At 62.7% G+C, this 20644-nt stretch carries 19 protein-coding genes; 12 read left to right on the forward strand and 7 right to left on the reverse strand.

Going from position 1 to position 20644, the window contains the following annotated elements:
- Window position 1 precedes the first annotated feature (1 nt).
- From GFM02_RS03650 to GFM02_RS03665, 4 genes are read right to left on the reverse strand one after another with little or no spacing between them, the layout of a single operon-like run.
- Window positions 2-889: a branched-chain amino acid ABC transporter permease gene (locus GFM02_RS03650; protein ID WP_168320839.1), complete on the reverse strand. Its 888-nt coding sequence runs from the start codon at window positions 887-889 to the stop codon at window positions 2-4.
- A gap of 4 nt (window positions 890-893) precedes the next feature.
- Window positions 894-1595 (reverse strand): ABC transporter ATP-binding protein, encoded by a 702-nt coding sequence (locus tag GFM02_RS03655; RefSeq protein ID WP_138389682.1) that lies wholly within the window; start codon window positions 1593-1595, stop codon window positions 894-896.
- On the reverse strand, window positions 1595-2377 hold the full coding sequence (locus GFM02_RS03660; protein ID WP_168266462.1) for an ABC transporter ATP-binding protein: 783 nt from the start codon (window positions 2375-2377) through the stop codon (window positions 1595-1597). The genes GFM02_RS03655 and GFM02_RS03660 overlap by 1 nt, the downstream gene beginning before the upstream one ends.
- A 5-nt stretch (window positions 2378-2382) precedes the next feature.
- The gene (locus GFM02_RS03665; RefSeq protein ID WP_168320840.1) at window positions 2383-3588 is read right to left on the reverse strand and encodes an ABC transporter substrate-binding protein; all 1206 of its coding nucleotides are present in this window, start codon (window positions 3586-3588) and stop codon (window positions 2383-2385) included.
- Window positions 3589-3762: 174 nt separating this feature from the next.
- Here GFM02_RS03665 and GFM02_RS03670 point away from each other — a divergent pair, with 174 nt between their 5' ends.
- Complete coding sequence (locus GFM02_RS03670) at window positions 3763-4716, forward strand: LysR family transcriptional regulator (protein WP_168320841.1); 954 nt, start codon at window positions 3763-3765, stop codon at window positions 4714-4716.
- On the opposite strand, the gene GFM02_RS03675 is transcribed toward GFM02_RS03670, so the two are convergent.
- The gene (locus GFM02_RS03675; RefSeq protein WP_011655128.1) at window positions 4717-5055 is read right to left on the reverse strand and encodes a cupin domain-containing protein; all 339 of its coding nucleotides are present in this window, start codon (window positions 5053-5055) and stop codon (window positions 4717-4719) included. It abuts the gene before it with no gap.
- A 160-nt stretch (window positions 5056-5215) separates the two neighbouring features.
- Here GFM02_RS03675 and GFM02_RS03680 point away from each other — a divergent pair, with 160 nt between their 5' ends.
- The 4 genes from GFM02_RS03680 (at window position 5216) to GFM02_RS03695 (ending at window position 8924) form a co-directional block, all read left to right on the forward strand.
- The gene (locus GFM02_RS03680; protein WP_020052657.1) at window positions 5216-6403 is read left to right on the forward strand and encodes an acyl-CoA dehydrogenase; all 1188 of its coding nucleotides are present in this window, start codon (window positions 5216-5218) and stop codon (window positions 6401-6403) included.
- 91 nt (window positions 6404-6494) lie between these two features.
- Window positions 6495-6953: a DUF4126 family protein gene (locus GFM02_RS03685; protein ID WP_020052656.1), complete on the forward strand. Its 459-nt coding sequence runs from the start codon at window positions 6495-6497 to the stop codon at window positions 6951-6953.
- Window positions 6950-8311, forward strand: a complete 1362-nt coding sequence (locus GFM02_RS03690; RefSeq protein ID WP_020052655.1) for an FAD-containing oxidoreductase — start codon at window positions 6950-6952, stop codon at window positions 8309-8311. Before GFM02_RS03685 ends, GFM02_RS03690 begins: the two co-directional genes overlap by 4 nt.
- 43 nt (window positions 8312-8354) lie before the next feature.
- The gene (locus GFM02_RS03695; RefSeq protein WP_020052654.1) at window positions 8355-8924 is read left to right on the forward strand and encodes a DedA family protein; all 570 of its coding nucleotides are present in this window, start codon (window positions 8355-8357) and stop codon (window positions 8922-8924) included.
- Between the two features lie 15 nt (window positions 8925-8939).
- On the opposite strand, the gene GFM02_RS03700 is transcribed toward GFM02_RS03695, so the two are convergent.
- Window positions 8940-9983 carry an NAD(P)-dependent alcohol dehydrogenase gene (locus GFM02_RS03700; protein ID WP_168320842.1) on the reverse strand — a complete coding sequence of 348 codons (1044 nt, stop codon included), beginning with the start codon at window positions 9981-9983 and terminating at the stop codon, window positions 8940-8942.
- Window positions 9984-10473: 490 nt separating this feature from the next.
- Here GFM02_RS03700 and GFM02_RS03705 point away from each other — a divergent pair, with 490 nt between their 5' ends.
- From GFM02_RS03705 to GFM02_RS03735, 7 genes are all read left to right on the forward strand, one after another.
- A complete protein-coding gene (locus GFM02_RS03705) occupies window positions 10474-10563 on the forward strand; it encodes a K(+)-transporting ATPase subunit F (RefSeq protein ID WP_003547774.1) in 90 nt (29 codons plus the stop codon).
- Window positions 10564-10632: 69 nt separating this feature from the next.
- On the forward strand, window positions 10633-12336 hold the full coding sequence (gene kdpA / locus GFM02_RS03710) for a potassium-transporting ATPase subunit KdpA (protein ID WP_168282173.1): 1704 nt from the start codon (window positions 10633-10635) through the stop codon (window positions 12334-12336).
- A gap of 209 nt (window positions 12337-12545) precedes the next feature.
- A complete protein-coding gene (gene kdpB, locus GFM02_RS03715) occupies window positions 12546-14606 on the forward strand; it encodes a potassium-transporting ATPase subunit KdpB (RefSeq protein WP_028741793.1) in 2061 nt (686 codons plus the stop codon).
- A gap of 75 nt (window positions 14607-14681) precedes the next feature.
- Window positions 14682-15251, forward strand: coding sequence for a potassium-transporting ATPase subunit KdpC (gene kdpC, locus GFM02_RS03720; RefSeq protein WP_018483393.1), 570 nt, complete (start codon window positions 14682-14684; stop codon window positions 15249-15251).
- An 82-nt stretch (window positions 15252-15333) separates the two neighbouring features.
- Window positions 15334-18042, forward strand: coding sequence for a sensor histidine kinase (locus tag GFM02_RS03725; RefSeq protein WP_168320843.1), 2709 nt, complete (start codon window positions 15334-15336; stop codon window positions 18040-18042).
- Window positions 18039-18731 (forward strand): response regulator transcription factor, encoded by a 693-nt coding sequence (locus GFM02_RS03730; RefSeq protein WP_168320844.1) that lies wholly within the window; start codon window positions 18039-18041, stop codon window positions 18729-18731. The genes GFM02_RS03725 and GFM02_RS03730 overlap by 4 nt, the downstream gene beginning before the upstream one ends.
- A 55-nt stretch (window positions 18732-18786) precedes the next feature.
- Window positions 18787-19242, forward strand: coding sequence for a PTS sugar transporter subunit IIA (locus GFM02_RS03735; RefSeq protein WP_168320845.1), 456 nt, complete (start codon window positions 18787-18789; stop codon window positions 19240-19242).
- A gap of 114 nt (window positions 19243-19356) precedes the next feature.
- On the opposite strand, the gene GFM02_RS03740 is transcribed toward GFM02_RS03735, so the two are convergent.
- Window positions 19357-20373, reverse strand: a complete 1017-nt coding sequence (locus GFM02_RS03740; protein WP_168320846.1) for a porin — start codon at window positions 20371-20373, stop codon at window positions 19357-19359.
- Window positions 20374-20644: the final 271 nt, after the last annotated feature.

Raw genomic sequence — 20644 nt, forward strand, 5'->3', positions numbered from 1 at the left:
GTCAGGCATCCCGTCCGAAGAGGCCCGCGGGCCTGATGAGAAGCACGATCGCCATAATGACGAATATCACGATGTTGGAAGCCTCGGCATAAAAGACCTTGGTCAGGCCTTCGGCGATGCCGAGCATATAACCGGTGATGATCGCGCCCATGATCGATCCCATGCCGCCGACGACGACGACGGCGAAGACGACGATGATCATGTTCGAGCCCATCAGCGGCGAGACCTGGTAGATCGGCGCCGCCAGCACGCCGGCAAAGGCGGCGAGACCGGCGCCGAGCGCGTAAGTGAGCGTCAAGAGCACCGGCACGTTGACGCCGAAGACCTGCACCAGTACGGCATTTTCGGTGGCGGCACGAAGATAGGCGCCGAGCTTGGTCTTCTCGATCAGCAGCCAGGTGCCGAGGCAGACGACGAGCGAGGCGACCACCACCCAGCCGCGATAGATCGGCAGGAACATGAAGCCGAGGTTGGCCGCGCCGGCAAGGGCGGTGGGCGCCTTATAAGGCTGGCCGGAGGAGCCATAGAGATAACGGAAGGTGCCCTCGACCGCCAGCGCCAGCCCAAAGGTGAAGAGCAGGCCGTAAAGCGGATCGAGATCGTAGAGCCGGCGCAGGAACAGCCGCTCGATGATAGCGCCGGCAAGGCCGACGATAACGGGCGCCAGGATCAGCGATGGCCAGTAGCCGATGCCGGCATAGGTCAGCAGCAGATAGGCGACGAAGGCGCCGAGCATATATTGCGCGCCATGGGCGAAGTTGATCACCCTGAGCAGGCCGAAGATGATGGCGAGGCCGAGGCTGAGCAGCGCGTAGAACGAGCCGTTGATCAGCCCGATCAGCAGCTGGCCGAAAAGCGCCTGCAGGGGAATGCCGAAGATCATCGTCATCTGGTCACACTCCCAGAACCTTGTGCAGCGTATCCATGCGCTGCGGCAGCTCACCGACCGGGAATTCCGACACCATCTGCCCATGATCCATCAGATAGAAGCGATCGGCAATACGGCTGGCGAAACGGAAATTCTGCTCGACGAGCAGGATCGTCATGCCGCGCTCCTTCAACGTCTTCAGCACCTCGCCGATACGCTGGACGATAACGGGGGCAAGCCCTTCCGTCGGTTCGTCGAGAATGAGCAGCCTGACGCCGGTGCGGAGGATTCGGGCGATCGCCAGCATCTGCTGCTCGCCGCCGGAAAGCTTGGTGCCCGGGCTGCCGCGGCGCTCGTAGAGATTGGGGAAGAGCTCGTAGATCTCGTCGAGCGTCATGCCGCCGCCTGCCACGACAGGCGGCAGCAGCAGGTTTTCGGAAACGGTCAGCGTCGAGAAGATGCCGCGCTCCTCCGGCACGAAGCCGATGCCCCGATGCGCCGTCTTGTGCAGCGGCACCTGCATCATATCGCTGCCGTCAAAGCTGATCTTGCCCTTGCGAGCCCGCACAATGCCGGTGATGGTGCGCAGCGTCGTCGTCTTGCCGACGCCGTTGCGACCGAGAATGGTGATCGTCTCGCCTTCGGCCACGCGCATGTCGACGCCGTGCAGGACGTGGCTTTCGCCGTACCAGGCATTGAGCCCCTGGACTTCGAGGAGAGTGGCCATCAATGCTCCTCCGTGCCCATATAGGCCACACGTACACGCTCGTCCTGGCTGACGGTCGCATAATCGCCCTCGGCGAGGATCTCGCCTCGCTGCAGCACGGTGACATGCTGGCAAATATTGGCGACGACGGAGAGATTGTGCTCGACCATCAGCACCGCCCGGTCGCGGGCGACCTCGCGGATGATCGAGGAGACGACGCCGACATCTTCCTGCCCCATGCCGGCCATCGGCTCGTCGAGCAGCAGCACCTTGGGATCCAATGCCAGCGTGGTGGCGATCTCCAGCACGCGCTTGCGGCCATAGGAAAGATCGGCGGCGAAATGATCGCGCTCCTTCGAAAGCCCGACGCTGGCGAGCAGTTGCTCGGCGCGCTCGTTCAGCCGGTCGAGCACCGAGAGCGGCCGCCAGAACTGTGTGGAAAGATTGTTCGGCCGTTGCAACGCCACCCGGACATTGTCGAGAACGGTGAGATGCGGAAAGACCGCCGAGATCTGGAAAGAGCGGACCAGCCCCATGCGCGCCACCTTGTCGGGCGGCGTTTTCGTGATGTCAACGCCCATCAGAGTGATGGTGCCTGAGGTCGGCTGCAGGAACTTGGTCAGCAGGTTGAAGACCGTCGTCTTGCCGGCGCCGTTCGGGCCGATCAGTGCATGCACGCTTGCGTCATGCACGTCGAGATCGACGTTCTTGACGGCCGTGAAGCCTCCGAAATCGCGGCGCAGGCCGCGGGCGGACAATACCACCCGCGGCTTTTCCTGAGTTTCAATTGCGGAAACCGCCATCGTGATTACTTCACCAGATCGCAGCCGCTCTTGGCGGGATCGATATAGGCTTCCTTGCCGGGAATGGTGGCGAGCACGTTGAAGTAATCCCACGGCTCCTTGCTTTCGGAAGGCTTCTTGACCTGCAGCAGATACATGTCGTGGATCATGCGGCCATTGGCGCCGACCGTGCCGCCGCGGCCGAAGACGTCATCGACCGGCATTTCATGCAGCAGCTTGGCGACGGCTTCCGTCTCGTCGGTGCCGGCCTTCTCCACCGCCTTCAGATATTGCATCACCGCCGAATAGGTGCCGGCATGGGTCATGTTCGGCATCTTGTTGGTGCGGGCGAAGAACTTCTTTGCGAAGGCTCGGCTTTCGTCGTCCCGGTTCCAGTAGAAGCCTTCCGTCAGCGTCAGCCCCTGCGCCGCCTCGAGGCCGAGGCCGTGAACTTCGGCCAGCGTGAAGAGCAGCGCCGCCAGATGCTGGCCGCCCTGGGTGATGCCGAATTCGGCCGCCTGCTTGATGGCATTCGAGGTGTCGAGACCGGCATTGGCAAGGCCGATCACCTTGGCGCCGGATGATTGCGCCTGCAGCAGGAAGGACGAGAAATCCTGGCTCGACAGCGGATGGCGGACGGCACTAACGACCGTGCCGCCGCTCGCCTTGACGTAGTCGCTGGTCTGCTGCTCCAGCGAGTAGCCGAAGGCATAGTCGGCGGTCAGGAAGAACCAGCTGTCGCCGCCCTGCTTGACCAGCGCGCCGCCGGTGCCGACGGCAAGTGCATGGGTGTCGTAAGCCCAATGGAAGCCGTAGGGCGAGCAGGCCTTGCCGGTCAGATCCGTCGTCGCCGCACCGGTGACGATATCGATCTTCTTCTTCTCCTTGCCGATCGCCTGCACGGCGAGCGCCACGGACGAGGTCGTCAACTCCATGATCGCATCCACCTGCTCGGTATCGTACCACTGGCGGGCGATGTTGGAGGCGATATCCGCCTTGTTCTGATGGTCGGCATTGACGATCTCGACCGGCACATCAAGCACCTTGCCGCCGAAATCCTCAACCGCCATCTTGGCGGCTTCGACGGAGGACTTGCCGCCAAAATCGGCATAGACGCCCGACTGATCGTTCAGGATACCGATCTTGACCTTTCCGTCGGTCGCGCTCTGCGCGAGCACCGCAGTGCTGCTCGCAAGCAGAAATGCAACTGATGCAATGAGATTCTTACGCATATTCTCTCCTCCCAGAGATTGGTCAGATTGCGGATCTGTTCAAATTTGGCCAGTCGTCCTCCTCAGAACGACGGACCCTCACCTTACGATCACGGAAATTCCGCCCTGAGGCAACGGGTGATTTACAACTAATTCCAAACAGTATCTGTTCGTTTTTGAACAGAGAGGATCGCGATGAACAATCCACCGCAGTTTACTTGGGACGATCTGCAGTTTTTTCTAGCCGTCGCCCGCACTGGACAGCTGTCGACGGCGGCCCGCCAGCTGCGCTCCAGCCATGCCACCGTCTCGCGCCGCATCGATCGGCTGGAGTTCACCCTCAAGGTCAAGCTGTTCGAGCGCAATCCGCGCGGCTATGTGCTGACCGCCATGGGCACGCGCTTTGTCGAGACGGCCGAGAGGATGGAGCAGGAGACCGAGCGGCTGCGCGCCGACCTCGCCGCCGGCTCGATGGCGCAGCGCGGCCTGGTGCGGCTGAGCGCACCGGAGGGTTTTGCCAATTTCTTCTTCGCAACCGTGCTGCCGCAGTTTGCCGCCCAGCATCCGCATCTCTCGCTCGAACTGGTGACGATCCAGCAGATCATGTCGCTGTCGCGCAAGGAGGCCGACCTTTCCGTCGTTCTCGACGAGCCGAAGGGCGGGGCTTATTTCGCCGAGAAACTGACGGACTACCACCTGCAGGTCTATGGCTCGCGCGACTATCTCGCGAAGGCCGCGCCGATCACCTGCCGGGAAGACCTGCTTGAGCATCCCTTCGTCAGCTATATCGAAGAAATGATCTTCGCGCCGGGGCTGGATTATCTGGGCGACGTGCATCCGCGCATCAAACCGCAATTCCAGAGTTCCAGCATCTTCGCGCAGCTCACTGCCACCCGAAACGGCCTCGGCCTCTGCATCCTGCCCTATTTCTTCGCCAGCCGTTACCCCGAACTCGTACGCGTGCTGCCCGAGGAGATCGACCTCAAGCGCCATTATTGGATCACCTGCCACCGCGACCTGAAACAGGCGCCGCGCGTGCGCGCCGTCATCGATTTCCTGCGCGAGGCGGTGCACGGCGAGGATGCGCGCTTCGTGCCGCCCTATGTCACCGCCGCCGGTCCGGCGCGCCGGGCAAAGGTGGAAACCTGACTACTTCAGGAATTCGGCCCGGTGCGGAGTGAAAGCATCGATCAGCCGGCCCTTTTCCAGTGCCTTGACGCCGTGGACCAGATTGGGGGGCACGATGAAGCTGCCGCCCTGCTTGAGCACCTCGGTCCGGCCGTCGATCGTCACTTCGAAACTGCCTTCGGCGACGTAACTGGCCTGGATGTGCGGATGCGAATGGGCCGCACCCACGGCGCCGCTTTCGAAGGCAACTTCCACCATCATCATCTCGGGCAGATAGGTCATGATGCGCCTGACGACGCCGGGCTCGGGATTGACCCATTCGGCGCCTTCGGCCGATACGAACAGATCGCTTGACGACATTTCCGCCTCCTCATTCCAGAATCGATCGTGGGCAAAGTGGATCATGCCGATGCTTTTGAAAAGATGGCGCGGCCCGTCTTTTCGACGCGGCCGCAATCTGTTGACGCGGTCGGCTGGCGGGTTTATGCGACCTTGGAAGAAACGGTGAGGAGACGCCGCCATGCAGCATACGCGCGAGGTTTTCGACTGGGCCGATCCGTTCCGCCTGGTGGAGCAGCTGACCAATGAAGAGCGTATGGTGCAGGACACCGCCCACGCCTATGCCCAGGAAAAGCTTGCGCCCCGGGTTCTCGATGCCTTTCGCAATGAAAAGACCGATCCTGAGATCTTCCGCGAAATGGGCGAACTCGGTCTGCTCGGCCCGACGATCTCGCCGGATTATGGCGGCGCCGGCCTTGGTTACGTCGCCTACGGCCTCATCGCCCGCGAGGTCGAAAGGGTCGACAGCGGTTACCGCTCGATGATGAGCGTCCAGTCCTCGCTCGTGATGGTGCCGATCGAAACCTTCGGGTCGCAGGCGCAGAAACTGAAATACCTGCCGAAACTCGCCACCGGCGAATGGATCGGCTGCTTCGGCCTGACCGAACCGGATCACGGCTCCGACCCCGGCTCGATGGCGACACGCGCCAAAAAAGTCGACGGCGGCTACAGCCTCACCGGCTCGAAGACCTGGATCTCCAACGCGCCGATCGCCGATGTCTTCGTCGTCTGGGCAAAGACCGAGGATGGCCTCATCCGCGGCTTCATCCTCGAAAAGGGCTGGAAAGGACTTTCGGCGCCCGCGATCCACGGCAAGGTCGGCCTGCGTGCCTCGATTACCGGCGAAGTGGTGATGGACGGGGTCTTCGTACCTGAGGAAAACCTTCTGCCTGACGTGACCGGCCTCAAGGGACCCTTCACCTGTCTCAACTCGGCCCGCTTCGGCATCGCCTGGGGCGCACTCGGTGCTGCCGAGGATTGTTATGCGAGAGCCCGGCAATATACGCTCGAGCGCAAGCAGTTCAGCCGGCCGCTTGCCGCCAACCAGCTGATCCAGAAGAAGCTCGCCGACATGGCGGCGGAAATCTCGCTCGGCCTTCAGGGCTGCCTGCGGCTTGGCCGCATGAAGGAGGAAGGCCATCCGCCGGTGGAGCTGACCTCGATCCTCAAGCGCAACAGCTGCGGCAAGGCGCTGGAGATCGCGCGGGCGGCCCGCGACATGCTCGGCGGCAACGGCATCTCCGACGAATTCGGCATCGCCCGTCACCTTGTCAACCTCGAAGTGGTCAACACCTATGAGGGCACGCACGACATCCACGCGCTGATCATCGGCCGGGCGATCACCGGCATTGCCGCCTTTGCGAACTAGGGTCGATCGCCTCTAAGGCGAATTGCCACGCGCCTGACAATGTGCAACCTTCCCTAACGACGGCAAGAGCCAGCAAAAAGGGGGATCATGCATGTTTCTGCTTCTTGCATTGCTGATCGGTGTCATTGCCGGGCTTCGCGCCATGACGGCGCCCGCCGCCGTCGCCTGGGGCGCGGCGCTTGGCTGGTTCGATGTCTCGCAGACTCCGCTTGCCTTCATGGGCTACCAATGGACGCCGTGGATCTTCACGCTTCTCGCCGTCGTCGAACTGATCACCGACCAGCTGCCGTCGACGCCGTCGCGTAAGGTGCCGGTGCAATTCGGCGCCCGCATCGTCACGGGCGCACTCGCAGGGGCGACGATCGGAGCCGCCAGCAGCCTGCTGTTCGGCGGGCTGATCGCCGGCGTGATCGGCGCCGTCATCGGAACATATGGTGGCGCCGCCGTCCGCGGCAGGCTTGCTGCCTCCTTCGGCAAGGATCTGCCAGCTGCTCTCATTGAGGATGCCGTCGCCGTCATCGGCGCGCTATTGATCGTGGCCGTGTCATGAAAAGCTTCGACGCCATCGTTATCGGCGCCGGTCAAGCCGGCCCCTTCCTCGCCGCCCGCATGGTCGAAAAGGGCATGACGGTGGCGCTCATCGAGCGCAAGTTCCTCGGCGGCACCTGCGTCAATGCCGGCTGCATGCCGACGAAAACGTTGGTCGCCAGCGCCCGCGCCGCCCATGTCGCAAGAAACGGCGCCATTTACGGCGTGAATCTCCAGGGCGAGATCGCCATCGACATGAAGGTGGTCAAAGCCCGTGCCGAAACCGTGACTATGAACGCCCGCAACGGCCTGATCGGCTGGTTCGCCGGCATGGACGGCATGACCGTGATCTCCGGCCACGCCCGTTTCGAGGACCCGAAGACCGTCAGCGTCAACGGCGAGACGCTGACCGCACCGCGCATCTTCCTCAATGTCGGCGCGCGCCCCGTCATCCCCGACCTGCCAGGCATCAACGATATCGACTATCTCACCAGCACCTCGATCATCCATCTCGACACGCTGCCCCGGCATCTGGCCGTCATCGGCGGCAGTTATATCGGGCTGGAATTCGCGCAGATGTATCGCCGCTTCGGCGCCGAAGTCAGCGTCATCGAGCACGGCCCGAAGCTCGCATCGCGCGAGGACGAGGATATATCGGACGCAATCGCCGATGTCCTGCGCTCGGAGGGCATCGACATTCATACCGGCGCCAGCGACATCGCCTTCGCCAAGAGCAGCGACGGAATAACGGTGGCCACCGATTCAGCGAGAATCGATGCGAGCCATGTGCTGATTGCCACCGGCCGCAAGCCGAACACCGACGATCTCGGCCTCGATGCCGCCGGCGTCATTACCGACAAGCACGGCTATATCACCGTCGACGACAGGCTTGCTACCAATGTCGAGGGCATTTGGGCGCTCGGCGATTGCAACGGCCACGGCGCCTTCACCCACACCTCCTACAATGATTTCGAGATCGCCGCCGCCAATCTGCTCGACGGCGACGATCGCAAGGTCTCAAGCCGCATCCTGGCCTATGCGCTTTATATCGACCCGCCGCTCGGCCGCGTCGGCATGACGGAGAAGCAGGCGCGCGCCTCGGGACGCAAGATCATGATCTCGACCCGGCCGATGAGCCGCGTCGGCCGCGCCAACGAGCGCGGCGAGACCAAAGGCTTCATGAAGGTAATCGCCGACGCCGAGACCAAAAAAATCCTCGGCGCGGCGATCCTCGGCATCGAGGGCGACGAGGTGATCCACGGCATCATCGACGCGATGAATGCAGGAACGACCTATCCCGCATTGCAATGGTCGGTGCCGATCCATCCGACGGTGTCGGAGCTGATCCCGACGTTGCTTGGGGATTTGAAGCCGGTTTAGCTATGAATTGATGCTTCGAAATGGACAGCTGGAGGCGGGCTGAGTGTCTATCGAACTGCTGATCGAGCACTACGGCCTGTTGGCGATATTTCTGGGCGCAGCCTTCGAAGGCGAAACAGCTGCCTTCCTTGGCGGCGTCATTTCCCACCGCGGGCTGCTGACCTATTGGTCGGCGTCGCTTGCGGCAACGGCAGGATCCTTCGCCGGCGATCAGTTCTGGTTCTTCGCCGGCCGTTATGCCGCTCGATGGGGTCTCGTCCGCCGGCTGATGGAAACACCGACGCTGGCGCGCGCAACCCGGCTTCTGGAAAAATATCCCACAGGCTTCATCCTCGCGTTTCGTTTCCTGGTTGGGTTGCGGACGATCAGCCCGATCGTCATCGGGACAACGCGAATTGCGACCGGTAAATTCATCATCCTGAATGCCGCGGCCGCGTTGGTATGGGGGCAGCTGTTCACAGGGCTCGGTTACGTGTTCGGGCATGGCATCGAACAGACATTGGGCCACCTTCCCCTTCACCGCCACCTGCTGATCGCAGCCGGAGCCGCAGCTGTCGTCGCAGGCGCGGCTCTTGCCTTTCGCAAGATGAAACTGAGCGCCAGGCACTCATAGAAGCACTGTAGCGCCCTATTCCATCACGATCTGCAGCTTCACGTCGCTTGGCCGGGCCTCGACGGCGCGATCAAACGCCTTGATCGAATCGTCGAATTTGAAAGTCTCTGATATCAGCGGCTTCAGATCCACGCGACCCGAGCCGAGCAGCGCGATCGAGCGCTCATACTGATGCGCGTAGCGGAACACCGTCTCGATACGGATTTCCTTGGTGGATGCCGTCGAGACGTCGAAGCCGATCGGGTTGACCGGTAGGCCGACGACGACGATGACCCCACCCGGGCGCGGCAGCGCCATGATCGTTTCCCAGGCCTTCGGCGAACCGGAGCATTCGAAGACGACATCGGCGCCCCAGCCGTCGGTCAGCCGGGAGACCTCTTCGACCAGGTTCTTCTCGCGGATATTGACCGGGATGACGCCCTGATATTGTGCGGCGATATCGAGCTTCGGCTGGGCGAGATCGGCGACGATCGCGCGGGCGCAGCCGCCGGCAAGGGCCGCGATTGCCACCATCGTGCCGATCGGCCCGGCGCCGAGGACGACGGCAGTGTCGCCAGGCGTAATCTTCGCCTTGGCGGCCGCCTGCATGCCGACGGCGAAGGGCTCGACCATGGCGCCTTCGGCGAAACTGACATTGTCGGGCAGCTTGAAGGTATAATTGGCGGGATGCACGACTTCTGGCGTCAGCACGCCGTGGATCGGCGGGGTCGCCCAGAAGGTGACGGCCGGGTCGATATTGTACATGCCGAGCCGGCTTGCCTTGGAATTCGGATCGGGAATGCCGGGCTCCATGCAGACGCGGTCGCCGACTGTTAGATGCGTGACGCCGGCGCCGACCTCGACCACCGTGCCCGCCGCCTCATGGCCGAGCACCATCGGCGCGTTGACGACGAAGGGGCCGATCTTGCCGTGGGTGTAATAATGCACATCCGAACCGCAGACGCCGACTGTGTGGATCCTGATCTTCACCTCGCCGGGGCCGGTTTCGAGCGGCAGATCGATATCGCGGAGCGCAAGCTCATGCTGGCGCTCGAGGACAAGCGCGCGGACTTTGGTCATCGTCGGTTTCCTTCCCTAGTGGCTTGCCCATGACTCCATCGGGCAGCGTTGAAGCCGACTATAAGGCCCGAAGCCTTGCCAATTCAACCAGATTGAAAAGGCTTTTGCTCAACAAATGATAAAATGCTCACGCAGATTTGCCGGAAGGTACAGCACCGGCAGCGGCCCGCCCGAAAACTGCGCCAGCCTGGTCCGACGGCGAGCGGCCCGTAAGGGCATTTATAAGATTTTTATATAGATGGCCCGTCGTCCGTCTCGAACCTTTATGCCCTTCGGCTCCATATTGATGTCCGAGAGATCGAAAGATCATCTCCACGCCAGAAAGCATGAAAGGCGGCCTCCCAGCGCCCTTTGTCTTGTCTGACTCCAAGAAGAACAACAGGAGTCACGATCATGATGGATATCATTCTACTCGCCACGGCGATCATATTCTTCGCGCTGTGCTTTGCCTACACCCGAGCCTGCGACAGGCTTTGACAGGAGAACCACGATGACCCTCGATTATGTCTTGAGCGGTGCCGTGACCGTGTTTCTCACCGTTTACCTCACCTACGCTCTCCTTCGCCCAGAACGCTTTTGAAGAGAACTGGCGCTTCTGAGGTCGCCCATGCGCAGCCGAGAAGCAGCCGGGTATTGAAAGTTTACCTCCATGACCCTCAACGGATGGCTTCAGATCCTGCTTTACTGCGGGATCGTCCTCGTGCTCGTCAAACCGCTCGGCGGTTACATGACGCGTGTCTACAATGGCGAGCGCACATTCCTCTCCCCAGTCCTCGTTCCGATCGAACGGGGGCTTTACCGTATTGCGGGCACCAGCGAGCGCGAGGAGCAGCACTGGACCTCCTATGCCTTCGCGATGCTGATGTTCAACCTGCTCGGCGTCCTCGTCCTCTACGCGCTCCTGCGCCTGCAGGACATCCTGCCCTATAATCCGGCCGGCATGGCCGCCGTCCCGCCGGAGCTTTCGTTCAACACCGCCGTCAGCTTTCCCACAAACACCAACTGGCAGAACTACGGCGGCGAAAGCACCCTGTCCTACCTGACCCAGATGGCCGGTTTGACGGTGCAGAACTTCCTGTCGGCCGCGACCGGCATGGCGATCGCTGTCGCCTTCATCCGTGCCTTCTCGCGCGCGTCGGGCAAGGCGATCGGCAATTTCTGGGTCGATATGATCCGCGGCACCTTCTACATCCTGCTGCCGATCTGCATCGTGCTCACCATCGTCTACGTCTATCTCGGCGTGCCGCAGACGCTTGGGCCCTATGTCAATGCGACCACGCTCGAAGGCGCGCAGCAGACGATTGCCGTCGGCCCCGTCGCCTCGCAGCTTGCAATCAAGATGCTCGGCACCAATGGCGGAGGCTTCTTCAACGCCAATTCGGCCCATCCGTTCGAAAACCCGAATGCGATCTCGAACCTCATCCAGATCGTCTCGATCTTCGCGATCGGTGCGGCTCTGACCAACGTCTTCGGCCGCATGGTCGGCAACCAGCGCCAGGGCTGGGCGATCCTTGCCACGATGGGCGTCTTGTTCATCGTAGGCGTCGGCATCACCTATTGGGCAGAGGCTGCCGGCAACCCGCTGATGCACGCCTTTGGTCTTGGCGGCGGCAACATGGAGGGCAAGGAAGTCCGCTTCGGCGTTGCCCTATCCTCCCTCTTTGCGGTCATCACCACGGCCGCCTCCTGCGGCGCTGTCAATGCGATGCACGGCAGCTTCACGGCACTTGGCGGCCTTATCCCGCTGATCAACATGCAGCTCGGCGAAATCATCGTCGGCGGTGTCGGCGCGGGCTTCTACGGCATCCTGCTGTTCATCATCGTCGCCGTCTTCGTCGCCGGCCTGATGGTCGGCCGCACGCCGGAATATCTCGGCAAGAAGATCGAGGCGAAGGAAATGAAGATGGCCGTTCTCGCCATCCTCTGCCTGCCGCTTGCCATGCTGGTCTTCACCGCGATCGCCACGGTGCTGCCCTCCGCCGTCGCCTCGATCGGCACGGCCGGCCCGCACGGCTTCTCCGAAATCCTCTATGCCTATACGTCGGCCGCGGCCAACAACGGTTCGGCTTTCGGCGGCCTGACCGGCAATACGCCCTGGTACAACGTGACACTCGGCATCGCCATGCTCGCCGGGCGCTTCCTGGTCATCATCCCGGCGCTTGCCATCGCCGGCTCGCTGATCGCCAAGAAGACGGTTCCGGCCTCGGCAGGCACCTTCCCGACCGACGGTCCGCTCTTCGTCGGCCTGCTTGTCGGCACGATCCTGATCGTCGGCGGCCTGACCTTCTTCCCGGCCCTGGCGCTCGGCCCTGTCGTCGAGCACCTGGTCATGATCGCCGGCCAGACCTTCTGAGGTGATGCCATGATCCTCCGTCACAGGCTTCGCAACGCCTTCCACCCTCGTCCCGGTGCGCCGGGACGAGGGAATGGCCCGAGACCCCAAGCCTCCGACATCATCCTGGTGATGATGGCAGGCCTCCTTGTCATCACCGCCATCTTCAAAATCTTACAGGGCTGACCGGCTTCCGGTTCGCCATCCTCGTTTCAAAGCTGGAGTCTCTTATGAGCCAGGCAAAATCCGCGAGCGTCATGGATTCTCGCATCCTCATTCCGGCCGTGGGCGCCGCTTTCAAGAAGCTGAACCCGCGCGCGCTTGCCAGAAACCCGGTCATGTTCGTCGTGGCCACCGTCTCGGTGCTGACCACCGTCCTCTTCCTGCGCGATCTCGTAGCAGGCAACGGTAATCTCGGCTTCTCGTTCCAGATCAATCTCTGGCTCTGGTTCACCGTCCTCTTCGCCAACTTCGCCGAAGCTGTCGCCGAAGGCCGCGGCAAGGCGCAGGCGGATTCGCTGCGCAAGGCGCGCACCGAAACCCAGGCCAAACTGCTCACCGCCAATAATGGCAGCGGCTATCGCATGGTGCCGGGCACCAGCCTCAAGGTTGGCGATCTCGTGCTCGTCGAGGCCGGCGACATCATCCCGTCGGACGGCGAAGTCATCGAAGGTGTGGCCTCCGTCAACGAAGCGGCGATAACAGGCGAATCCGCCCCTGTCATCCGCGAATCCGGCGGCGACCGCTCGGCCGTCACCGGCGGCACGCAGGTGCTGTCCGACTGGATCCGCGTCCGCATCACCGCGGCTGCCGGCTCGACCTTCATCGACCGGATGATCGCGCTCGTCGAAGGTGCGGAGCGCCAGAAGACGCCGAACGAGATCGCGCTCAACATCCTGCTCGCCGGTATGACGCTGATCTTCGTACTTGCGACGGCGACGATCCCGAGCTTTGCCATCTATGCCGGCGGCTCGATCCCGATCATCGTGCTCGTCGCCCTCTTCGTCACGCTGATCCCGACGACGATCGGCGCGCTGCTCTCGGCAATCGGCATCGCCGGCATGGACCGCCTCGTCCGCTTCAACGTGCTCGCCATGTCCGGCCGCGCGGTCGAAGCCGCCGGCGACGTCGACACGCTGCTGCTCGACAAGACGGGCACGATCACGCTCGGCAATCGCCAGGCGACGACCTTCCGTCCGGTCCGAGGCGTTTCCGAACAGGATCTCGCCGATGCCGCCCAGCTCGCCTCGCTTGCCGACGAAACGCCGGAAGGTCGTTCCATCGTCGTGCTCGCCAAGGAAAAATACGCGATCCGCGGCCGCGACATGGCAAGCCTGAAAGCAACCTTTGTGCCCTTCACCGCCCAGACCCGCATGAGTGGCGTCGATCTCGAAGGAGCCTCGATCCGCAAGGGTGCGGTCGATGCCGTGCTGACCTATGTCAACGGCGATTCATCCTCGAAAAACGGCAGCGAGGTCGTGCGCGAACTGCAGTCGATCGCCGACGAAGTCGCCAAATCAGGCGGCACACCGCTGGCCGTTGCCCGCGACGGCAGGCTGCTCGGCGTCATCCAGCTGAAGGACATCGTCAAGGGCGGTATCCGCGAGCGCTTCACCGAGCTGCGCCGCATGGGCATCCGCACCGTGATGATCACAGGCGATAACCCGCTGACGGCAGCCGCCATCGCAGCCGAAGCCGGCGTCGACGACTTCCTCGCCCAGGCAACGCCGGAAATGAAGCTGGCGCTGATGCGCGAGGAACAGTCGAAGGGCAAGCTCGTCGCCATGTGCGGCGACGGCACCAATGATGCGCCCGCACTTGCCCAGGCCGATGTCGGCGTCGCCATGAACACCGGCACCGTCGCCGCCCGCGAGGCCGGAAACATGGTCGATCTCGATAGCGATCCGACCAAGCTCATCGAGATCGTCGAGATCGGCAAACAGCTCCTGATGACGCGCGGCGCGCTGACGACCTTTTCGATCGCCAACGACATCGCCAAGTACTTCGCCATCATCCCGGCGATGTTCCTGACCTTCTACCCGCAGCTCGGCGTCCTGAACATCATGGGATTGTCGACGCCGCAAAGCGCCATCCTCTCGGCGATCATCTTCAATGCGCTGATCATCATCGCGCTGATCCCGCTGTCGTTGAAGGGTGTGCGCTACCGTCCGATCGGCGCCGGCGCGCTACTGTCGCGCAACCTGCTGATCTATGGTGCCGGCGGCATCATCGTTCCCTTCATCGGTATCAAGGCGATCGACATGGCTGTCGCAGCCCTCGGCCTCGCCTAAGGCTTGGAGCCATCCCGGTTCCGAGAGGATCGGAACCGGAGCTCTTTGCAAAAGAACACTCCAAGGAGTAAGATAATGTTGAAAGAACTTCGTCCGGCAATCGTCATGATCGTCGCCACCACCGCCATAACAGGCCTTCTCTATCCGCTCGCCATGACGGGTGCCGCCCAGGCCCTCTTCCCGACCCAGGCGAACGGCAGCCTGATCGAGAAGAACGGCCAGGTGATCGGCTCGACGCTGATCGGCCAGGCCTTCACCAGCGACAAGTATTTCCACGGCCGCCCCTCGGCCGCCGGCGACGGCTACAATGCGGCTGCCTCCAGCGGTTCGAATCTCGGCCCGACCAGCCAGAAGCTGATCGATCGCGTCAAGGGTGACTACGAGGCAGCCAAGGCGGCGAACCCGACGGCAGATGTCCCCGCCGACCTCGTCACGGCTTCAGGCAGCGGCCTCGATCCCCATATCTCGCCGGAAGCGGCCTATTTCCAGGTACCGCGTGTCGCCAAGGCACGCAGCATGGATGAAGCCAAGGTCAAGGCACTGGTCGACGGCGCCGTTCAAGCCCGCGAACTCGGCATTCTCGGCGAACCTACAGTCAATGTTCTGGCGTTGAACCAGACCCTTGATGCTTCTATGACTCAGTGACCCTGCCAGGCTGGGCGCACCCGTTCCTTCCTATCCGCGGTAGCGCCCGCCCGGGCAGCCATCTGCAGAAAGACCGAACCACATGCCAGACGACAATCGCGACCAGGCCGGCAGGCCCTCGCCCGATGCGCTTCTCGAAAAAGCCCGGGCCGAAACGCGCGGCCGTCTGAAGATCTTTCTCGGAGCGGCCCCTGGCGTCGGCAAGACCTACGAAATGCTCGTTTCCGGCCGTGCCAAGATCGCCGACGGTCTCGATGTTGTCATCGGCGTCGTCGAGACCCATGGCCGCAAGGAGACCGAAGCACTCGTCGCCGGCTTCGAGGTCATCCCGCGCGTCGAAATCAGCTACAAGGGCCGGGCGCTTGAAGAAATGGACCTCGACGGCATCCTCGCCCGCCGGCCGGATCTCGTGCTGGTCGACGAACTCGCCCACACCAATGCAGAGGGCAGCCGCCATCCGAAGCGCTATCTCGACGTGAGGGAATTGCTCGATCGCGGCATCGATGTCTATACGACGCTGAACATCCAGCATGTCGAAAGCCTCAACGATGTCGTCTCGCAGATCACCCGCATCCGCGTGCGCGAGACGGTGCCGGACTCGATCATCGACCTTGCCGACGACGTCGAGATCATCGACCTGACGCCGGATGATCTGATCAAGCGCCTGCATGACGGCAAGGTCTACATGGCGCGCACCGCCGAGCGGGCGCTGACCAATTATTTCACGCCCGGCAACCTGACGGCGCTCAGAGAGCTTGCGCTGCGCAAGACCGCACAGCGCGTCGACGACCAGTTGCTCACGCACATGCAGGCCCATGCCATATCGGGCCCCTGGGCGGCAGGCGAACGCGTTCTCGTCTCGGTCGACCACCATCCGCGCTCCGCCTCGCTGGTGCGTTATGCCGCCCGCATGGCCTCGCGGCTGCGCGCGCCCTGGGCAGCGGTCTATATCGAGACCAACCGCTCGATCAATCTGTCGGAAGCTGAGCGCGATATCGTCGCCGCCACGCTGCGCCTTGCCGAGCAGCTCGGCGGCGAGGCGATCACCCTTCCCGGCCGCGAAGTCGCCGAAGAGCTCGTCCGCCACGCCACCGCCAACAACGTCACCCATATCGTCATCGGCGCCCCGAAGAAGCCGACATGGCGCGACTGGTGGAGCCGCTCGATCACTGACGAGCTGATCCGCAAGACCGGCGAGATCAGCGTCCATGTCATTTCAGGCAATGAGAAGGACGGCACCACCGCGCGCGGCGTCCGGGCGGCCACCACCGCGCCGCCACTGGATTTCAGAGCCTACCTGTTGGCGACCGGCCATGTCGCCATCGCGCTCGGCGTCAGCGTCGTGCTCGATCAGGTGCTCGACGTGCGCAACCTCGCCCTCGTCTTCCTGATGGCGGTGCTGACCTCCGCCGTCCTCCACGGCCTGCGGCCGGCCCTTTACAGCTGCATCCTCAGCGCGCTGTCCTTCAACTTCTTCTTCCTGCCGCCGCGCTACACGCTGACGATCAGCGATCCGGAAAGCGTGCTTGCGCTCTTCTTCTTCCTGGGTGTCGCCATCATCGCCAGTAACCTGACCGCGACCGTGCAGCGCCAGGCGGCCGCCGCCCGCCAGCGGGCACGCACGACCGAAGACCTCTATCTCTTCTCGAAAAAGCTCGCCGGCACCGGCACGCTCGACGACGTGCTCTGGGCGACAGCCTTCCAACTCGCCTCGATGCTGAAGGTCCGCGTCGTGCTGCTGCTGCCGGAAGAGGGTAGCATCGCCGTCAAGGCCGGTTATCCGCCTGATGACACGCTCGACGATGCCGATATCGCCGCCGCCCGCTGGGCCTGGGAGCACAATCATGCCGCCGGCCGCGGCGCCGATACCCTGCCCGGCGCCAAACGCCTCTATGTGCCGCTCCGAACCGGGCGCACCGCTGTCGGTGTCATCGGCCTCGACAGCGACCGCCGCGACGGACCGCTGCTGACGCCAGAGCAACAACGGCTGCTCGATGCGCTGGCCGACCAGGCGGCCCTTGCCATCGAACGCATTCAGCTCGTCGCCGATGTCGACCGGGCAAGACTTGCGGCCGAAGCGGACCGGTTGCGCTCGGCCCTGCTGACATCGATTTCGCACGACCTGAAGACGCCGCTTGCCGCCATCCTCGGCGCCGCCGGCACGCTGCGCGATTATTTCGCCTCGATGCCGGAGGAGGATCGCAGCGACCTGCTGTCGACCGTCGTCGACGAATCCGAACGCCTCAACCGCTTCATCGCCAACCTGCTCGACATGACCAAGATCGAATCCGGCGCGATGGAGCCGAACCACGCGCTGCATTATGCCGGAGACATCGTCGGCAGCGCGCTGCGCCGTGCCGCAAAGATCCTCGATCGCCACAAGACCGAGATGAGCATTCCCGCCGACCTGCCGATGGTGCGCGTCGATCCTGTCCTGTTCGAGCAGGTGATCTTCAACCTGCTCGACAATGCCGCGAAATACGCGCCCGAGGGATCGGTGATCCATATCGGCGGCTGGGCCGATGCCGACAACGTCGTCGTGCAGGTCTCGGACGAAGGCCCGGGCATTCCACCGGCCGATCTCACCCGCGTCTTCGACACCTTCTACCGTGTGCGCAAGGGCGATCAGGTGCGCGCCGGCACCGGGCTTGGCCTTTCCATCTGTCGCGGCTTCATCGAGGCGATGGGCGGCACGATCACCGCCGGCAACCGGACGGGCCGTCCGGGCGCCGTCTTCACCATCCGCCTGCCGAAACCCACCGACATTCCGAAACTGGATGAACTCAGATGACCGGTTCAGCCGTCAAAATCCTCGTCGTCGACGACGAGCCTCCGATCCGCAAGCTGCTTCGGGTCGGCCTGACCGCGCAGGGCTACGAGGTGCAGGAGGCGCCGAACGCCGGCGCCGCCCGTCAGTCGGTCGCCGCCGACATGCCCGACCTCATCGTGCTCGACCTCGGCCTGCCCGACAAATCAGGCTACGACCTGCTGCAGGAGTGGCGCGACGAAGGGCTTCCCATGCCCGTCGTCATTCTCTCCAGCCGCACCGACGAGGCCGGCATCGTCAAGGCGCTGGAAAGCGGCGCCGACGATTACGTCACCAAGCCCTTCGGCATCAACGAGCTCGGCGCCCGCATCCGCGTGGCGCTGCGCCACCGCCTGCAGCAGCAGGGAGAAAAGGCGATCTTCCAGACCGGCGGGCTGTCGATCGATCTCGTCAAGCGCATCGTCAAGGTCGACGGCATAGAGATAAAGCTGTCGCCGAAGGAATACGACATCCTGCGCGTGCTCGCCCAGCATGCCGGCAAGGTGCTGACACACCAGTTTCTTCTAAAGCAGATATGGGGGCCGGCGGCTGACGTGCAGTATCTGCGCGTCTATGTCCGGCAACTGCGGCAAAAGGTCGAGCGGATTCCGGACCAGCCGCACTATATCACCACGGAGACCGGCGTCGGCTACCGGCTCAGGGAACCGGACTGACGCCCTTCCCTCCCGCTGCCCGAACAGTATCGAGCCGAACAGTATCGAGAATGACATGAACCTTCCCAACATCATCCGGCCGGAACACACCTTCATCGGCGTGTCGGCGCCGACCAAATGGCGCGCGCTGCAGACCATAGCCGACAAGGCCGCCAAGGCTTTCTCCGTCGACGGCCAGACCATCCTGAAGGCGCTCGAAGCGCGTGAGAAGCTCGGCTCCACCGGCATCGGCAACGGCATCGCCATCCCGCATGCGGCGATCGATGGCATAACCAGCCCGCGCGGCCTGCTCATCCGCTTTGCCCAGCCGCTGGATTTCGAGGCGATCGACGATATCCCGACCGACATCGCCGTCGTGCTGCTCTTCGGGGAAACTAATCGCGGCGAATATCTGAACGTGCTTTCCGCCATCGCCAGGCGGCTGCAATCGGACGGCGTGCTTGCCGCCATGCGCAAGGCAAGAACAGTCGACGAATTCTATTCCGATTTCATCGCCGATTCACGGATGTGACGTCCAAATTCAATAGCGAGAGCATGATGTCGTCCGAAAACCGCTCACACTTTTCGGCATCATAAAAAAGGCGCGGCCCGAAGGTCGCGCCCGCTCGTCTGCAATCAGACTATCTTAGAAATCGCGCTGGAAGCGCAGGAAGCCGTACACTTCGTCGTCGCCTTCGTCCTCATCGTGATATTGCACGCTGAGCTTCGAACGCAGGTCTTCGACGATCTGGTAGTCGATGGTGACACCGGTCGTGTAGGCGCTGCCGCCGGTGAAGCCGTTGCCGTCAGCCTCGAGAGCGATGTTCTCGAAGTACTGGAAGCCCGGGGTGACCGACCACTTGTCGTTGACCTTGAAGGCATATTCTGCTGCTATCGTCCACTCGGACTCTTCGTAGTAGTAGTTGGCGCCGCTTGCCCATACGCCGGCAATGCCGAGCGTGCCAGGGCCGATGTCGGCATAGACGATGCCGCGGACAGCGACTTCGCTGGTGTCGGTGTCATAACCGGCAAGCAGGTAAGCGCTGATGGCGCCGGCCTTGTAGGAGACCTGGCCTGCGACACCATAGTTGTTCGGGCCGTCGCCCGGCTTGGTGGCGTAGTCTTCTTCCAGTTCGTCGACCGAGATGCCGGCTGCGAAAGCGCCATTCTCGTACTGATAACGGATCGAGTTGTGGTTCGTCTCGTTGCTGGCGAGCGTATCGGTCTCGCCGCTCATGTCGTCATCCCACCAGCTATACATCATACCGGCGCGGAAACCGGCAATGTCGAGATAGCCCTCATCGAGCAATGCTTCCTGATCGGAGGCATCGTCGACATTGTAACGCAGCGTGATAACGCCGGTGAGCGTACCGTACTCGGTGTCGTTCTTAGTCTGGAAGGTGACCTGACCGCGAGTCCAGAAGTCTACGTCGGAATCGCCGGAAATATCGTCACCGAAGCGCACTTCGGTACGGATGTAACCGCCGATCGAAAGGCATGTTTCCGTCCCCGGAATATAAAAATAGCCGGTACCGTAGGCGTCGCAAACGCGAACATATTCCATGGGCTCGGGTTCCGCCGCCACGATGGCGTCGGCTGCGCGAACTCCGGAGGCCGCGGCAAGGGCGGCAACGGAGGCAAAAAGGATAGTCCTGATATTCATTTTGAACGGCCCTTAACAGGTTTGGAATGCGAGGCGCACTTCAAGGGTTGCCCCCGCGTTGCGGTCGGCGAATACGGCCGCAACGGAGGCCATATAGGAATCCGCAAGTGCCATCGCGGCAAAATCCTGGCAAAAATCAGCAGTACCATGTCGTTTTCGTGGAGGAACTGTGGCCAAAAAAACACGGCCCTACGGCAGGGCCGGCTCGGCCTCCAATTGGCCGCGGCCAACTTCGGCACGTCCATTTCCAAATTGCCTGTTAAATGGAATG

Origin of the sequence: Rhizobium leguminosarum bv. viciae, from assembly GCF_012276115.1 — a bacterium.
GTDB lineage: Bacteria > Pseudomonadota > Alphaproteobacteria > Rhizobiales > Rhizobiaceae > Rhizobium > Rhizobium leguminosarum_T.

Coding starts and splice junctions, on each gene's coding strand:
- GFM02_RS03735 (WP_168320845.1), top strand. CDS start 18,787: ATGAACCTTCCCAACATCATCCGGCCGGAACACACCTTCATCGGCGTG.
- kdpB (WP_028741793.1), top strand. CDS start 12,546: ATGAGCCAGGCAAAATCCGCGAGCGTCATGGATTCTCGCATCCTCATT.
- GFM02_RS03690 (WP_020052655.1), top strand. CDS start 6,950: ATGAAAAGCTTCGACGCCATCGTTATCGGCGCCGGTCAAGCCGGCCCC.
- kdpA (WP_168282173.1), top strand. CDS start 10,633: ATGACCCTCAACGGATGGCTTCAGATCCTGCTTTACTGCGGGATCGTC.
- GFM02_RS03700 (WP_168320842.1), bottom strand. CDS start 9,983: ATGACCAAAGTCCGCGCGCTTGTCCTCGAGCGCCAGCATGAGCTTGCG.
- GFM02_RS03675 (WP_011655128.1), bottom strand. CDS start 5,055: ATGTCGTCAAGCGATCTGTTCGTATCGGCCGAAGGCGCCGAATGGGTC.
- GFM02_RS03650 (WP_168320839.1), bottom strand. CDS start 889: ATGACGATGATCTTCGGCATTCCCCTGCAGGCGCTTTTCGGCCAGCTG.
- GFM02_RS03730 (WP_168320844.1), top strand. CDS start 18,039: ATGACCGGTTCAGCCGTCAAAATCCTCGTCGTCGACGACGAGCCTCCG.
- GFM02_RS03670 (WP_168320841.1), top strand. CDS start 3,763: ATGAACAATCCACCGCAGTTTACTTGGGACGATCTGCAGTTTTTTCTA.
- GFM02_RS03665 (WP_168320840.1), bottom strand. CDS start 3,588: ATGCGTAAGAATCTCATTGCATCAGTTGCATTTCTGCTTGCGAGCAGC.
- GFM02_RS03705 (WP_003547774.1), top strand. CDS start 10,474: ATGACCCTCGATTATGTCTTGAGCGGTGCCGTGACCGTGTTTCTCACC.
- GFM02_RS03660 (WP_168266462.1), bottom strand. CDS start 2,377: ATGGCGGTTTCCGCAATTGAAACTCAGGAAAAGCCGCGGGTGGTATTG.
- GFM02_RS03655 (WP_138389682.1), bottom strand. CDS start 1,595: ATGGCCACTCTCCTCGAAGTCCAGGGGCTCAATGCCTGGTACGGCGAA.
- GFM02_RS03740 (WP_168320846.1), bottom strand. CDS start 20,373: ATGAATATCAGGACTATCCTTTTTGCCTCCGTTGCCGCCCTTGCCGCG.
- GFM02_RS03725 (WP_168320843.1), top strand. CDS start 15,334: ATGCCAGACGACAATCGCGACCAGGCCGGCAGGCCCTCGCCCGATGCG.
- GFM02_RS03685 (WP_020052656.1), top strand. CDS start 6,495: ATGTTTCTGCTTCTTGCATTGCTGATCGGTGTCATTGCCGGGCTTCGC.
- GFM02_RS03680 (WP_020052657.1), top strand. CDS start 5,216: ATGCAGCATACGCGCGAGGTTTTCGACTGGGCCGATCCGTTCCGCCTG.
- kdpC (WP_018483393.1), top strand. CDS start 14,682: ATGTTGAAAGAACTTCGTCCGGCAATCGTCATGATCGTCGCCACCACC.